The 14,387-nt window shown below is 70.9% G+C and carries 16 protein-coding genes; 9 read left to right on the top strand and 7 right to left on the bottom strand.

Going from position 1 to position 14,387, the window contains the following annotated elements:
• The first annotated feature begins 99 nt into the window (after positions 1-99).
• Both ACIBNA_RS34310 and ACIBNA_RS34305 read left to right on the top strand, forming a co-directional pair.
• Positions 100-477, top strand: coding sequence for a F0F1 ATP synthase subunit epsilon (locus ACIBNA_RS34310; protein WP_031117493.1), 378 nt, complete (start codon positions 100-102; stop codon positions 475-477).
• A gap of 130 nt (positions 478-607) precedes the next feature.
• Positions 608-1,054 (top strand): DUF2550 domain-containing protein, encoded by a 447-nt coding sequence (locus ACIBNA_RS34305; RefSeq protein WP_399169086.1) that lies wholly within the window; start codon positions 608-610, stop codon positions 1,052-1,054.
• A 72-nt stretch (positions 1,055-1,126) separates the two neighbouring features.
• Here ACIBNA_RS34305 and ACIBNA_RS34300 read toward each other — a convergent pair whose 3' ends face one another.
• From ACIBNA_RS34300 to ACIBNA_RS34290, 3 genes are all read right to left on the bottom strand, one after another.
• Positions 1,127-2,950: a glycosyl hydrolase family 18 protein gene (locus ACIBNA_RS34300; RefSeq protein WP_399169085.1), complete on the bottom strand. Its 1,824-nt coding sequence runs from the start codon at positions 2,948-2,950 to the stop codon at positions 1,127-1,129.
• A gap of 133 nt (positions 2,951-3,083) precedes the next feature.
• Positions 3,084-3,725 carry a response regulator gene (locus ACIBNA_RS34295; RefSeq protein ID WP_399169084.1) on the bottom strand — a complete coding sequence of 214 codons (642 nt, stop codon included), beginning with the start codon at positions 3,723-3,725 and terminating at the stop codon, positions 3,084-3,086.
• Positions 3,722-4,915 carry a sensor histidine kinase gene (locus ACIBNA_RS34290; protein WP_399169083.1) on the bottom strand — a complete coding sequence of 398 codons (1,194 nt, stop codon included), beginning with the start codon at positions 4,913-4,915 and terminating at the stop codon, positions 3,722-3,724. Before ACIBNA_RS34290 ends, ACIBNA_RS34295 begins: the two co-directional genes overlap by 4 nt.
• Positions 4,916-5,067: 152 nt before the next feature.
• Between ACIBNA_RS34290 and ACIBNA_RS34285 the strand changes: the two genes are divergently transcribed.
• Both ACIBNA_RS34285 and ACIBNA_RS34280 read left to right on the top strand, forming a co-directional pair.
• The gene (locus ACIBNA_RS34285) at positions 5,068-5,646 is read left to right on the top strand and encodes a hypothetical protein (protein ID WP_399169082.1); all 579 of its coding nucleotides are present in this window, start codon (positions 5,068-5,070) and stop codon (positions 5,644-5,646) included.
• Positions 5,643-5,831: a DUF5708 family protein gene (locus ACIBNA_RS34280; protein ID WP_399169081.1), complete on the top strand. Its 189-nt coding sequence runs from the start codon at positions 5,643-5,645 to the stop codon at positions 5,829-5,831. Before ACIBNA_RS34285 ends, ACIBNA_RS34280 begins: the two co-directional genes overlap by 4 nt.
• Before the next feature lie 68 nt (positions 5,832-5,899).
• Here ACIBNA_RS34280 and ACIBNA_RS34275 read toward each other — a convergent pair whose 3' ends face one another.
• The 3 genes from ACIBNA_RS34275 to ACIBNA_RS34265 are packed head-to-tail and all read right to left on the bottom strand — an operon-like array spanning position 5,900 to position 8,044.
• Positions 5,900-6,472, bottom strand: coding sequence for a cob(I)yrinic acid a,c-diamide adenosyltransferase (locus tag ACIBNA_RS34275; RefSeq protein WP_399169080.1), 573 nt, complete (start codon positions 6,470-6,472; stop codon positions 5,900-5,902).
• A gap of 13 nt (positions 6,473-6,485) precedes the next feature.
• On the bottom strand, positions 6,486-7,235 hold the full coding sequence (locus tag ACIBNA_RS34270; protein WP_399169079.1) for an ABC transporter permease: 750 nt from the start codon (positions 7,233-7,235) through the stop codon (positions 6,486-6,488).
• A gap of 26 nt (positions 7,236-7,261) precedes the next feature.
• Positions 7,262-8,044 (bottom strand): ABC transporter ATP-binding protein, encoded by a 783-nt coding sequence (locus ACIBNA_RS34265; RefSeq protein ID WP_399169078.1) that lies wholly within the window; start codon positions 8,042-8,044, stop codon positions 7,262-7,264.
• An 80-nt stretch (positions 8,045-8,124) separates the two neighbouring features.
• Between ACIBNA_RS34265 and ACIBNA_RS34260 the strand changes: the two genes are divergently transcribed.
• The 4 genes from ACIBNA_RS34260 (at position 8,125) to ACIBNA_RS34245 (ending at position 12,958) form a co-directional block, all read left to right on the top strand.
• A complete protein-coding gene (locus ACIBNA_RS34260; RefSeq protein ID WP_399169077.1) occupies positions 8,125-8,766 on the top strand; it encodes a TetR/AcrR family transcriptional regulator in 642 nt (213 codons plus the stop codon).
• 126 nt (positions 8,767-8,892) lie between these two features.
• On the top strand, positions 8,893-9,741 hold the full coding sequence (locus ACIBNA_RS34255) for a 3-hydroxyacyl-CoA dehydrogenase family protein (protein ID WP_399169076.1): 849 nt from the start codon (positions 8,893-8,895) through the stop codon (positions 9,739-9,741).
• A 150-nt stretch (positions 9,742-9,891) separates the two neighbouring features.
• On the top strand, positions 9,892-10,215 hold the full coding sequence (locus tag ACIBNA_RS34250; protein WP_003993003.1) for an STAS domain-containing protein: 324 nt from the start codon (positions 9,892-9,894) through the stop codon (positions 10,213-10,215).
• Positions 10,216-10,483: 268 nt separating this feature from the next.
• Positions 10,484-12,958, top strand: coding sequence for an ATP-binding protein (locus ACIBNA_RS34245; RefSeq protein WP_399169075.1), 2,475 nt, complete (start codon positions 10,484-10,486; stop codon positions 12,956-12,958).
• 69 nt (positions 12,959-13,027) lie between these two features.
• Here ACIBNA_RS34245 and nucS read toward each other — a convergent pair whose 3' ends face one another.
• The gene (gene nucS, locus ACIBNA_RS34240) at positions 13,028-13,699 is read right to left on the bottom strand and encodes an endonuclease NucS (protein ID WP_399169074.1); all 672 of its coding nucleotides are present in this window, start codon (positions 13,697-13,699) and stop codon (positions 13,028-13,030) included.
• Between the two features lie 256 nt (positions 13,700-13,955).
• Between nucS and ACIBNA_RS34235 the strand changes: the two genes are divergently transcribed.
• On the top strand, positions 13,956-14,348 hold the full coding sequence (locus tag ACIBNA_RS34235; protein WP_142159417.1) for an SCO5389 family protein: 393 nt from the start codon (positions 13,956-13,958) through the stop codon (positions 14,346-14,348).
• The last annotated feature ends 39 nt before the right edge of the window (positions 14,349-14,387 follow it).

The raw sequence follows: 14,387 nt of genomic DNA, 5'->3' as shown, positions 1-14,387 counted from the left end.
GGCGGAGGGGGCGGGCGCGTCCCGCCCCCTCTGTCACGCCTACTAGACTTGTAACCAACACCCGGCACTCCCGCCGGGTGGTGACCCGAGGAGCCACCCTTGGCTGCTGAGCTGCACGTCGCGCTGGTCGCGGCCGACCGTGAGGTCTGGTCCGGCCAGGCCACCCTGGTCGTCGCGCGCACCACGTCCGGCGACATCGGCGTCATGCCCGGTCACCAGCCGCTGCTCGGTGTGCTGGAGTCGGGCCCGGTGACCATCCGTACGAGTGATGGCGGGACGGTCGTCGCCGCGGTCCACGGCGGTTTCATCTCGTTCGCGGACGACAAGCTCTCGCTGCTCGCCGAGGTCGCGGAGCTGTCGGACGAGATCGATGTCCAGCGCGCGGAGCAGGAGCTGGAGCGTGCGAAGGCGGAGGACGACGCGGAGGCCCGGCGCCGCGCGGACGTCCGTCTGCGTGCGGCCACGGCGGCGCGCTGACCCCGCCCGTCGTGTGATGACGTCACTCAGCCGCGGCTGGGTACCGGAGAGATCCGGACCCAGTCGCGGCTGAGGCGGATGTGGGTGTTTTTTACGTTCCGTTACCTAGGAGACGAGGAGGTCGGTGTCGATGGTCCTCGCTCTGACTGTGTGCGGAATTGTCGTGGCTCTCGTCGTGGTGGGACTGTTCGTCTTCGGTCTTCGCCGCCGGCTCATCCAGCGCTCGGGCGGCACCTTCGACGCCAGCCTGCGCTGGGACGCCCCGGAGCAGGGCGACACCAACGGCAAGGGCTGGGCGTACGGGGTGGCCCGGTATAACGGCGACCGCGTCGAGTGGTTCCGTGTCTTCTCGTACTCGCCGCGCCCGCGCCGGATCCTGGAGCGTTCCGCGATCGAGGTGGTCGGCCGCCGGGTCCCGGAGGGCGAGGAGGAGCTGGCGCTGCTCTCCGACCATGTGATCCTCGTCTGTCTGCACCGGGGTACCCGGCTGGAGCTGGCCATGAGCGAGGACGCGCTGACCGGTTTCCTCGCGTGGCTCGAGGCGGCCCCGCCCGGACAGCGAGTGAATGTGGCGTAGCCGCATTCACTCGCTGGGTGGGGGTCCCCCGGACGAAGTCTGGGGAGCGTCAATGTCGCCTAGGTTCGTCTGTCAGTCGAGCCCGTTGACGATGGCCGTCACCAGCTCACCGTTGCCGGTGTCGCCGCTGAACTCCCAGAAGAAGGCGCCGCCCAGCCCCTGGTTCTTGGCCCAGGTCATCTTCCCGGCGATCGTCGAGGGAGTGTCGTACGACCACCAGTTGCTGCCGCAGTGCGCGTACGCCGTGCCCGCGATCGTGCCGGTGGCCGGGCAGGAGTTCTTGAGGACCTTGTAGTCCTCGATGCCGGCCTCGTACGTACCGGGTGCCGCGCCGGTCGCCGTGCCGCCGGGGGCGGACTGGGTGACGCCGGTCCAGCCGCGGCCGTAGAAGCCGATGCCGAGCAGGAGCTTGGCGGACGGGACGCCCTTCGCCTTCAGCTTGGCGATCGCGTCGGCCGAGTTGAAGCCCGCCTGCGGGATGCCGGGGTACGAGGTGAGCGGGGAGTGCGGGGCGGTCGGGCCGTCCTTGTCGAAGGCGCCGAAGTAGTCGTAGGTCATCACGTTGTACCAGTCGAGATACTGCGCGGCACCGCCGTAGTCGGCCGCGTCGATCTTGCCGCCGGCGGAGGCGTCGGCCGTGATCGCGGCGGTGACCAGGTAGTCCTTGCCGAATTCGGCGCGCAGTGCCTGGGAGAGGTTCCTGAACGCCGCCGGGCCCGAGGTGTCACACGTCAGACCGCAGGCGTTCGGATACTCCCAGTCGATGTCGATGCCGTCGAAGACGTCGGCCCAGCGCGGGTCCTCCACGACGGCCTTGCAGGACTTGGCGAAGGCGGCCGCGTTCTGCGCTGCCTGGCCGAAGCCGCCGGAGTAGGTCCAGCCGCCGAACGAGTACAGCACCTTGATGTGCGGGTACTTGGCTTTGAGCTGACGGAGCTGGTTGAAGTTGCCGCGCAGCGGCTGGTCCCAGGTGTCGGCGGTGCCGCTGACGGACTGGTCGGCGGTGTAGGCCTTGTCGTAGGCGGCGTAGGTGTCGTCGACCGTGCACTGGCCGTTCTTGACGTTGCCGAAGGCGTAGTTGATGTGCGTGATCTTCGACGCCGAGCCCGAGGTCACCAGGTTCTTGACGTGGTAGTTGCGGCCGTAGACGCCCCACTCGGTGAAGTAGCCGAGCTTGATCTTGTCGCCGGTGGGCGGGGGTTCCTGCGAGCCGCCGGTGGTGCGCACCCTCACCGCGCCGCTGACCGGGCCGGTCTGGTCGGCGGTGTCGCGGGCCTGGACGGTGTAGGAGTAGTCGGTGCCGGCGGTCAGGCCGGTGTCCGTGTACGAGGTGGTCGTCACCGTGGCGACCTTCGTACCGTCGCGCAGGACGTCGTAGTTCTTGACGCCCTTGTCGTCGGTGGCGGCGGACCAGGTCAGCTTCACCGAGGTGTCGGTGATGCCGGATGCGGTGGGGGTGCCGGGTGGGGAGGGCGGGGCGTCGCCGGGGACGCTGCCGCCGTCGCAGCCGGCGCCGTTGAGCTTGCAGTTCGCGGGGGAGCCGGAGCCGGTGCCGTTGAAGCCGAAGGAGACGGAGGCGCCGGGGGCGAGGGTGCCGTTCCAGGACTTGTTCTTCGCGGTCCAGTGAGTGCCGGAGGAGGTGACGTCGGCGTCCCAGGCGGAGGTGACGGACGTGCCGGAGGGGAAGTCCCACTCGACGGTCCAGGAGCTGAGGGTCGTGGTCCCGGTGTTCTTCACCGTCCACTTGCCTTCGAAGCCGGAGCCCCAGTCCTGCGTCTTGGTGTAGCTCGCGGTGGCGGATGTCGCGGCCTGGGCCGGGCTCGCGAGGCCGACGAGACCGGCCAGCGGGAGCAACAGGGTCGCGAACCCTGCCGCGGCTCTGTGTCTGAAGCGCATGCTGCGCCTCCTTGATGGAGTTGTGGGGGCGTGACTGAGCCTCACGCCCACTCATGGTGCGGTGAGAATAGGAAGGTCTGGACCACCGGTCAATAGGTCTGGACCACCGCGACCGTAGTGATCTGCGGCCGGGTCAGATCCCCAACTCCTGTGCCAGGACGGCCGCTTGCACCCGGCTGCGTAGCTCCAGCTTTCCCAGCAGGCGGCTGACATGGGTCTTCACCGTCGCCTCGGCCATGTCGAGCCGCTCGGCGATGCCCGCGTTGGACAGGCCCTCGCCGAGGCAGGACAGCACCTCGCGCTCGCGCCGCGTCAGCCGGTCGAGGACGGCCGGGTCGGCCGCGGGCTCCCGTGCCGGCTTCGCCGCGAACTCCGCGATCAGCCGCCGGGTGACGGCCGGGGCGATCAGCCCCTCCCCGCGCGCGACCGTGCGTACGGCCTCCAGCAGCTCCTTCGCCTCGGTGTTCTTGAGCAGGAAGCCGGATGCGCCGGCCCGCAGTGCCCCGAAGACGTACTCGTCGAGGTCGAAGGTGGTCAGCACCAGCACGTCGGCGAGCCGTTCCGTAACGACCTGCCGGGTCGCCGACACCCCGTCCAGGCGCGGCATCTGAATGTCCATCAGTACCAGGTCCGGTCGCAGCTCGCGGGCCAGCGCCACCGCCTGCTCGCCGTCCGCCGCCTCGCCGACCACCTCGATGTCGGGCGCGCTGCGCAGGATGAGGACCAGGCCTGCGCGGACGGCGGACTGGTCCTCGGCGACCAGGACGCGGATCATGCGGTGTCTCCTTCGACGGTGTCGTGCACGGGGAGGGTGGCGCGTACGGCCCAGACCTTGCCGCCGGGCGAGTCCTCGGGGCCGGCTTCGAAGGTGCCGTCCAGCAGGGCGGTGCGCTCGCGCATGCCGATGAGCCCGGCGCCGGAGCCGGGGGCGCTGGGCTGGTCCCGGTCCCCGTACGGGCTGGTCACCGCGACGGTCAGCGCACCGTCCTGCCGGGCGAGGGCGACGGTGACCCGGCCGGGGCCGGCGTGCTTGAGGGCGTTGGTGAGGGACTCCTGCACGATGCGGTAGGCGGCGAGTTCGACGGGAGCGGGGACCGTCCCGTGGGCGGCGTCGAGCGTGATGTCGAGGCCGTTGGTGCGCGCGTTCTCGACCAGGGCGGCGAGCCCGTCGAGCGTGGGGGCGGCGACCGGCTCGACGTCACCGCTCGAGTCACGGAGGATCCCGATGAGCCGCCGCATCTCCGCGAGCCCCGCCACGCTGTTCTCGCGGATGACGGTCAGGGCCTCCTGGGAGGTCTTCGGGTCCTGGAGGGAGAGCGCGGCGGTGGAGTGGATGGCGATCGCGGACAGGTGGTTGGCGACCATGTCGTGCAGCTCGCGGGCCATCCGGGCGCGCTCGGCGGTGACTGCCTGGGTACGGTCCATCTCCGCGAGCAGCGCGGTCTGCTCGGCACGCAGCCGGGCCGCCTCCGCGGCCTCGCGGTGATTGCGGACGATGAGGCCGGTGGAGGCGGGGCCGAAGGTGACGAGGCCGGTGATCACGCCGATCAGCAGCGCCTCGGGCTCGCGCCACAGCGCGAACGGCACCACGGTCCCGGCCAGCGAGAGCAGCCCGGTGATCCGCGGGATGCGGTGGGCCGAGGCGGGCGGGCCGTACAGGACGGCCGCGTACATGAGGTCGGTGTACATCAGGATCGTGACCAGGTTGCCCTGGGTGACGGTGTCCAGGAGGAGCGCGGCCGTGCCGGTCAGCAGGGCCGTGCGCGGGGCGGTCCGGCGCAGCAGCTCGCAGCCGGCCATGACGAGCAGCGGCGGCAGGACCGGCCAGCGGCCCGGCAGGAGCACGTACGCCTCGGTGTGCGGACGGGTGGCCAGACCGACGCCCCAGAGCAGCAGCCCGCCGAGCAGGCCGCCGAGCGCGACGTAGACGTCGAAACGGCGTGGGCGGGGGAGTCGTACGGCCATGACACCATCCAACACGGCCGTCGCGCCGGGTGCGTGGACCCCGCGGAGGGTCCCCGGCTGCATCTTTCGATGTACCGCGGGTTCGTCAGTCGCGACGACGATTCCGGCCGCTGCGCACGGGAGCCTGAAGAGGTGACCGAGAGGAGCGCATCGTGATCGTCGCCTTGATCGCCGCCTGTGAGATCGGCTTCTGGGTGCTGCTGGCGGCCGGACTGGCCTTCCGCTACCTGCTGCGCATGCCGCGTACGGGGCTGGCACTGCTGCTGTGCGAGCCGATGCTGGAGGTCGTCCTGCTGGTCGCCACCGCGCTGGACCTGAAGAACGGCGCCGAACCGAACTGGACGCACGGGCTGGCCGCGCTGTACATCGGCTACACCGTGGGGCACGGTCACCGCACGGTGAAGTGGCTCGACGGCCACGCCGCCCACCGGTTCGGCGGGGCGCCGCCGCCGGTCAGGCCCCCGCGCTACGGCATGGCCCGGGCGCGCCACGAGGGCAGGGTCTGGACGGGCACGCTGATCGGCGCCGTCGTCGCGACCGCGCTGCTCCAACTGGCCATCTGGTACGTGGACGATCCGAGCCGGGTCACGTCCCTGGAGAGCTGGCGCTACGTGGCCTGGCGCACGGCCGGCATCCACGGCCTGATCGCGCTGAGCTACTGGATCTGGCCGCGGAAGGCTCCGGCGGGTGAGTCGGAGGTCGCGCTGGAGAAGGAGGGGGCGCACCGATGAGCAAGGCCCGCGGGAACCTGGTGGAAGGGATCGTCACCTTCGTGATCGGCCTCGGGTTGTGGCTGTTCACCGGCGGCGTGGAGGTCCCCGTCGTCACCCTCACGAAGGTCGGCATCGTGATGATGTGCGTCGGCGGAGTGCTGGTCGCCGCCGGGCTGTGGCAGGGCGCGCGGCGCCGGGGCTGAGCGCCGCCTGCCGAGTGCGGGTGCGTCGGGGCCGGTCGCGCAGTTGTCCGCCCCTCGGGGGTGCGGCTTCAGCGCTCCCCGCCCGGCACCCACAGCACGTCTCCGACCTCCTTGTTCGCCGTCCTTGCGAGGATGAACAGGAGGTCGGAGAGGCGGTTGAGGTAGGTGGCCGTCAGCGGGTTCATGACCTCGCCGTGGACCTCCAGGGCCGCCCACGTCGAGCGTTCCGCTCGGCGGACCACTGTGCAGGCCTGGTGGAGGAGAGCCGCGCCGGGGGTGCCGCCCGGGAGGATGAAGGAGCGGAGCTTCTCCAGCCGTTCGTTGAAGCGGTCGCAGTCCGCCTCCAGCTTGTCGATGTAGAACTGCTCCACCCGCAGGGGCGGGAACTCGGGGTTCTCCACCACCGGCGTCGACAGGTCCGCGCCCACGTCGAACAGGTCGTTCTGCACGCGGGTGAGGACCTTGACGATCTCCTCGTCCAGGCCGCCCAGCGCGATGGCCGTGCCGATCACCGCGTTCGCCTCGTTGGCGTCGGCGTACGCCGCGATCCGCAGGTCGGTCTTGGCGACCCGGCTCATGTCGCCGAGGGCGGTGGTGCCCTGGTCGCCGGTCCTGGTGTAGATGCGCGTCAGATTGACCATGTGGCCAGCGTAGTTACGCTCCGGCCGTTCGGAACACGCGTGTGCCCACTGTCACGGACAGGGCCGTGAAGCCGACGGCCACCAGGACGCCGTACAGCATGTGTGCCGTGGCGTAGGAGCCGACGTAGGCGTCCCGGACGGCGTCGACCAGATAGCGGAACGGCATGAGGTGCGACAGCACGTCCAGCCAGGCCGGGCCCAGGGTCATCGGGAGCATCAGCCCGGACAGCAGCATCGACGGCATGGTCAGCGCGTTGATCGCCGGGCCGAAGCTCTGCGGGGTGTCCAGCTTCATGGCCAGCGCGTACGACAGCGCGGCCAGCGAGAGGCTGAGCAGCGCGACGAACGCGAAGCCGATCAGGACGCCGGGCAGCGGTGCCCGCAGGCCCATCACCACCGCCGCCAGCACCAGAAGTACGGCCTGGAAGACGAACACCGTGGCGTCCCTGAGCACCCGGCCGAGCAGCAGGGCCAGTCGGCTGACGGGGGTGACGCGCATGCGCTCGACCACCCCCTGGCCCTTCTCGAGGATGATCGCGAAGCCCGCGAACGACGCCCCGAACAGGCCGAGTTGCAGCAGCAGGCCGGGGACGAGCACCTGCCAGGAGCTGCCCCGCTCGCCGAGCGGCAGGTCCGTCAGCAGGGGGCCGAAGAACAGCAGGTACAGCAGCGGCATCAGCACCCCGAAGAGCAGTGCGAAGCGCGAGCGGAGGGACTGGCGCAGGTAGCGCCCGTAGACGAGCGCGGTGTCGTGCAACAGCATCGTGGATCCTCTGCGTCCTGTGCGTCTCATACGGCGACGGGGGCCTGGTCGGCCGGCGCGGCGCTGCGGCCGGTGATGGCGAGGAACGTGTCCTGGAGCGAGGCGTCGAGCGAGCCGCCGTACCGCAGTTTCAGCGCGCTCGGGGTGCCCTCGGCGACGACCACGCCGTGGTCGACGACGACCAGCCGGTCGGAGAGGGCGTCGGCCTCGTCCAGGTAGTGCGTGGTCAGGAAGACGGTCGTGCCGTGCTCGTCGCGCAGCCGGCGCACCAGGTCCCACAGGTCGGCCCGGCTGCCCGGGTCGAGACCGGTCGTCGGCTCGTCCAGGAACAGCACCTCCGGGCGGTGGGTCAGCGCCATCGCGATGTCCAGGCGGCGCCGCTGTCCGCCGGAGAGCGCCGCGCACTTGCGGTCGAGCAACTCGGTGAGGCCCAGGTCGCGGGCCAGTTCCTCGGCGCGTTCGGCGGCCTGCGCCTTCGTCAGCCGGTACAGACGCCCCTGGGTGACGAGCTCCTCCCGCACGCTGATCTGCGGGTCGACCCCGCCGGACTGCGCCACGTAGCCGCAGGCCCGCCGCACCCCGGCCGGGTCGGTCGCCAGGTCGCGGCCCGCGACGGTGGCGGCGCCGCCGGTCGGTTCCAGCAGGGTCGTCAGCATCCGCAGGGTGGTCGTCTTGCCGGCCCCGTTCGGGCCGAGGAAGCCGAGGATCTCGCCCTCGCGGACGGTCAGGTCGATGCCGCGCACGGCGTCCACGGGGCCGCGCTTGGTCCGGAAGGTACGGGCCAGGCCGGCCGTACTGATGATTGCCATGCTCCACAGAAAAACAGAGTCTCTTAAATTTTGCAATGACCCCAAGTTTTGAGAGACACCAGGGAAGCTAGGATTCGGACATGGCTGAGGGGCTCAGGGAGCGGAAGAAGCGCGAGACCAGGCAGCGCATCTCGGACATCGCCACCGGACTGTTCCTGGAGCACGGGTTCGTGACCGTGACGATCGCGGACGTGGCGGAGGCGGCCGACGTCTCCGTCAACACCGTCTACAACTACTTCCCGGCCAAGGAGGACCTCTTCTTCGACCGCTCCCAGGGGGTCGTCGACCGGCTCTCCCGCTGGGTGCGCGGCCGGGACGCGGGGGAGTCGGCCGCCCGGGCGGTGCTCCGCGAGCTGCGCGCCGAGATCGAGGCCGTCTCGCCCCGGATGGGCCTCATCGAGGGCTATGACCGTTTCATGCGCTGCATCGACGAGGCGCCACCGCTGCGCTCCCGGCTGTGGCGCATTCAGCAGGAGCTCCAGGACAACCTGGAGGCGACCCTCCGCGAGGAGACGGGTGCCGAGGGCGGCGACCCGCTGCCGAGGCTGATCGCCGGTCAGATCTGCTGGGTCCACGGCACCGTCTTCGTCGCGATCGGCCGCGAGATGACCAAGGGGCGCAATCCGGACGAAGTGTCACGGGAGATGCTCGTCCTCCTCGACGACATCGAGGAGCTGTTGAGCGAGAAGGTGCTCAACTACGCCGTCCGGGGCGCGGGATGACCCCTGCCGGTGTGATGTCCGTCATGTGAGACGTGACGCGCATTACTTACTGGTCACACAGGCCCTCACGAGCGCTAGTGTCCGCCCGAGAGGCAGACATAAACAGCGCGTCAGGGGAGTCGCACAGTGGCACGGAAGCTCGCCGTCATCGGAGCCGGCCTCATGGGATCCGGCATCGCCCAGGTCTCCGCACAGGCGGGCTGGGACGTGGTCCTGCGCGACGTCACCGACGAGGCGCTGAAGCGGGGCACCGACGGCATCAAGGCCTCGTACGACAAGTTCGTCGCCAAGGGCAAGCTGGAGGCCCACGACGCCGACGCCGCCCTCGCCCGGATCACCGCGACCACCGACCTGGACGCCGCGGCAGACGCGGACGTCGTCGTCGAGGCCGTGTTCGAGAAGCTCGAGATCAAGCACGAGATCTTCCGCGCGCTCGACAAGCTGGTGAAGGACGAGGCGATCCTCGCCTCCAACACCTCCGCCATCCCGATCACCAAGATCGCCGCCGCGACGGAGCGCCCCGAGCGCGTCGTCGGCACGCACTTCTTCTCGCCGGTGCCGATGATGCAGCTGTGCGAACTGGTCCGCGGCTACAAGACCAGCGACGAAACCCTCGCCGCCGCCCGGGAGTTCGCCGAGTCGGTCGGCAAGACCTGCATCGTCGTCAACCGCGACGTCGCCGGCTTCGTGACGACCCGTCTCATCTGCGCCCTGGTCGTCGAGGCCGCGAAGCTGCACGAGTCGGGCGTCGCGAGCGCCGAGGACATCGACCTGGCCTGCAAGCTGGGCTTCGGCCACGCCATGGGCCCGCTGGCGACGGCGGACCTGACGGGCGTCGACATCCTGCTGCACGCCACGAGCAACATCTACACCGAGTCCCAGGACGAGAAGTTCGCGGCTCCCGAGTCGATGCGCCGGATGGTTGACGCCGGTGACATCGGACGCAAGAGCGGGCAGGGCTTCTACAAGCACTGAAACCGCACATGCCCCGGAGCCCATCACACCCTGGGGTGAATTCGGTATCGGTTCGCTTACAAGAAGCAACCTCTGCCCCCCTCGCACAGTCAGAGGTTGCATCACCGGCATCAGAACGCGGAGCACGAGACGCACGCACGGGGAGCGCATATGCACATCAGGGGCGACCACGCCGAGCTGGTCGTCGGGGGCCGCCTCGACGTCCGCAGCGCGGCGGACGCCCGTACGGTCCTGCACTCGGCCGTCGACGACGGAGTCGGCGACCTGGTACTGGACCTGTCCGAACTGGACTCCTGGGACGCCACCGGACTCGGTGTGATCATGGGGGCTCACCGACGGGCCGGCCGCTGCGGCCGGCGCCTGGTCCTGCGCGGCGTGCCGCCGCAGATGCAGCGCCTGCTGGTGGCCACCCGCCTGCACCGGATCCTGGCGATCGAGGGGGGCATCGGGGTGGAGACTCTGCCTCGCGTGTGACGCATTGTGCGGGTGTGAACCGGGAGACCGGGGAGACCCGGACGGACGTCGTCGAATCGTGCGACGCGCACAATCCTCACGAGACCGTGACGTCTCGGACGACGCGGTACCCCGGACTGTCGTAGATACTGTGCGAAGGTTTAGGGTTCGGCTGCCCGCTGACTTGAAACCCTTCCAGCGGGCCCGGACCAGAAGCGACAGCGCGGTGTGCAGCAAGGCCGGGAGGGGCTTTTCAGGGCACACACACGCTTTTGGGGGGCTTTGACCTATGGACCCGAACACCCGGGGACCCGAGGAGTACGGCCACGACGGCGACAGTCAGTCGCCGCGCCAGCGCCCGCCCAGGGAATCCCTCACACCGGACTTCAGCCAGCACGCGCCCGCGCTCGCCCGCACGGTGCAGCTGGTCTCCGGCGACTTCCTGCTGACCGTCAACCCCGTCGACGGCAGCGAGATAGAAGTGTGCCCGCCCGCCGAACGGCCCGCCGGACCGTCGAAGCTCAGCACCACGGAGCGCGCCGAGGCCGAGCGCGCGGCCCGGCCGCCCGTCCCGCCCGGCCCCGCGCAACCCAGCCTGCCGCTGCTGGCCCGCCAGGACGAACGCGAGCGACTGGTGCGCCTGCTCGCCCGTGGCCGCTCGGTCCGCCTCACCGGCCCCGCCGGCTGCGGCCGCACCCGCCTCCTCGACCTCGTCTGCGAGGACTGCTCCGACCTCGCCCCCGACGGCGTCGTCCGCCTGAACGGCCTCGGCCGCACCTCCGGCGACCTGCTGTACGACCTCTTCTACGCGGTGTACAACGCCCCCCTGCACCGCCCGGACCGGGACGAACTGCTCGGTTACGTCCGTGAGATCGCCGCGGTCGTCGTCCTCGACGACCTCGAGTTCGGCGGTGCCGGGCTCGACGAGCTGCTGGAGGCGACCCCCGAGTGCGCCCTCCTGCTCGGCGCCACCCCGGACGTGCCGGCGCCCTCCGCCGACGCCGCCGTCGAGGAGGTCTTCCTCGGCGGCCTGGAGCGCGCGGCCGGGCTCGACCTGCTGGAACACGCCGTCGGCCGGCCCCTCACCGAGGAGGAGTCCAACTGGGCGGGTGACCTCTGGTTCGAGTCCGAGGGCCTGCCACTGCGCTTCGTCCAGGCCGGTGCCCTGCTGCGGCAGCGCGACCGGCTGCGCGCCGTCGACGAGTTCGGCGTCTTCGAGGACGCGCCCCCGGCCGACGTCTGCGAGGCCGCCGACGGCGACGACGTACCGCTGCCCTCGCTCGGCGAGGCCGCCGCCCCCGCGCCGCTGCTCGCCTCCCGGCTGAGCGCCTCCGCCCGCGCCACCCTGCGGTTCGCCGTCGCGCTCGGCGGCGAGGTGCCGCACCAGGCGCATCTGCCCGCCCTGGTCGGCGACACCCACGCGGACGCCGCGCTCGGCGAACTGGCCGCCTGCGGCCTGGTCTCCCCGGTCGGCTCCCGCTACCGGCTCGCCGCGGGTGTCCTGACCCAGCTGGAGGCCGCCGGATACGCCGACGAGGCAGAGGCGGGCGCCCGCAGCGCCGCCCAGCACTACTCCTGGTGGGCCGGGCACCCCTCGGTCACCCCGGAGCGCGTGTGCGCCGAGGCCGATGCCCTCCTCGCCGCCCTGGCCCTGCTCGGGCCGCTCACCAGCCCGCCCGCCGAGGGCGAGGAGAGCCCGGCCGTGCACCTGGCGCGCACCGCCGCCCCCGCGTTCGCCGCCGGACTGCACTGGAGCGCCTGGGAACGCGTCCTGCGCACCGGCGCCGAGGCCGCCCGGCTCGCCGGGGACGTCGCCGAAGAGGCCTACTTCCACCACGAGCTCGGCATCCTCGCCCTGTGCGGCGGACAGCTCGACCGGGCCCGCGCCGAACTGGAGGCCTCCATCGGCCTGCGCGGCGCCCTCTCCGACAAGCGCGGCACCGTCGCCGGCCGCCGTGCCCTCGCCCTGGTAGCCGACCGCTCGGGCACCCCGATCGGGCTCGGGCCGACCGCGGGCGAGGAGGTGCCCGACGCCCGGTACGAGGAGTCGGCTTCCCCGGCCGGTGGTGTTCCGGCGGCCTTCCCGACCCTCCAGCAGCCTGCCTCGCCGACCCTGGTCACCCGCCACAGCTCGCCCGCGCCCTCGCGCAAGGCCCAGGGCGGCCTCAGGGGCCTGGCCCGGCGCAACCTCGTGGCCGCCGGCGCCGGTGCCCTGCTCGTCGCCGTGCTCGGCACGGTGGTGACCCTCGGCGCCACGTCCGACAAGGAGACGAACCCGCCGTCCGACCAGGTCGGCGTCAACCCCTCGGCCAGCCAGGGCGTCGACGACGGCAGCCTGGGCGCCGACCGGCCGGCGAACGACGGCGACGGCGACACGGGCGCGGCGACGAGCCGCCCGACCGACCCGGGCCCGGACGGCACGCCGGGCACCTCGGACGATCCGACCCCGACGGGAGATCCCAGCGGTTCCGCTGACCCCAGCGACCCCGGGGCGACGTCGAAGCCGCCCACCACCTCGAAGCCGCCGGCCACGTCCAAGCCGCCGACGACGTCCAAGCCCCCCACGACGTCGAAGCCGCCGACGACGTCCCAGCCGCCGACCTCACAGCCGCCCACGTCCCAGCCGCCGACCTCGCAACCGCCGACATCCCAGCCGCCGACCTCGCAGCCGTCCACCTCCGACTCGGCCAGCGGCCCGGCGCCGAGCGCTCCCACGAGCACCACCGCGAGCGCGCCGGAAAGCAGCCCGGACCCGGTGATCTGACAGCCGTGCACGCAGCAGGGCCGGGTCCGTTCCTCGGACCCGGCCCTCTTCGTCGTGTATTGCAGTGGGTCAGAACAGCCGCAGCTTGTCGTCCTCGATGCCCCGCAGCGCGTCGTAGTCGAGGACCTGGCAGCCGATGCCGCGGTCGGTCGCGAGGACCCGGGCCTGGGGCTTGATCTCCTGCGCGGCGAAGATGCCGCGGACCGGGGCGAGATGGGGATCGCGGTTCAGCAGCTCCAGATAACGCGTCAGCTGCTCCACGCCGTCGATCTCACCGCGCCGCTTGATCTCCACCGCGACGGTCTTGCCGTCGGCGTCCCGGCACAGGATGTCGACCGGACCGATGGCCGTCGGGTACTCGCGGCGGATGAGGGTGTAGCCGTCGCCGAGTGTTTCGATGCGGTCGGCGAGCAGCTCCTGGAGGTGCGCTTCCACGCCGTCCTTGATCAGGCCGGGATCGACGCCCAGTTCGTGCGAGGAGTCGTGGAGGACTTCCTCCATCGTGATGATGAGCTTCTCGCCCGCCTTGTTGACGACGGTCCAGACGCCCTCATCCTCGCCGGCGCCCTCCTTCAGCGTGCAGGGCGGCGACATCCAGTTCAGGGGCTTGTAGGCCCGGTCGTCGGCGTGGATCGAGACGCTGCCGTCCGCCTTCACCAGGATCAGGCGCGGGGCCGAGGGAAGGTGGGCGGTGAGCCGCCCGGCGTAGTCCACGGAGCAGCGGGCAATGACGAGACGCATGGTCGGCAACGCTACTCGACAGGCACCTGTCGACGCGATTCGCCCTGGAAAACACGTGTTCGGTATTGGCCGATTGTGTGCAGGGTGTGCTCATTGGGAGTGCCTCATCTGCGCATTCTCCTGGTGCCGTCACCGTCGGTTGCTTACGGTATGAACGGGAGGTCGCGATGTGTGTACGCAGCGTGTCCGGTATCGCGAACTCCCTTATCTGTCCGGCAACCCCTGCCCGCCGGGCGGGGGTGCGAGAGGAGAACTCATGTCGCTCGACGTCTCACCGGCCCTACTCGAACAGGCCGAGCGAGGCGAGGTCGACGAAGCGGAATTCGTCGACTGCGTCCGGACCTCCCTGCCCTATGCGTGGGAGATGATCAGCTCCCTGGTGGTCCAGCTGAAGGTGGACGGCGGTGCGTTCGCCGACAACCAGACGCCTCCGCCGGACGAGCAGGCACGCGGTCAGTTGCTGCGTGCGCTTGCGAGTGACGCGATACGCGGCGCGCTGCAACGGCACTTCGGTGTGCGACTGGCCTTCCAGAACTGCCACCGGGTGGCGGTGTTCCCGCTTGACTCCTCGGTCGACGAGAAGCTGGGCCGCTTCACCTCGGTCCGCAGCCAGGTGCTCAACCAGTCACCCGAGTTCCGGGACTGCTGACGCGGCGCCGCTTGCTTGCCGCTCCGTACGGGGGAGGTG

Source organism: Streptomyces sp. NPDC050164 (genome assembly GCF_044459945.1).
GTDB lineage: Bacteria > Actinomycetota > Actinomycetes > Streptomycetales > Streptomycetaceae > Streptomyces > Streptomyces coeruleorubidus_A.
Note: the sequence above shows the minus strand (reverse complement) of the source record. Positions and strands in the feature narration are given on the sequence as shown.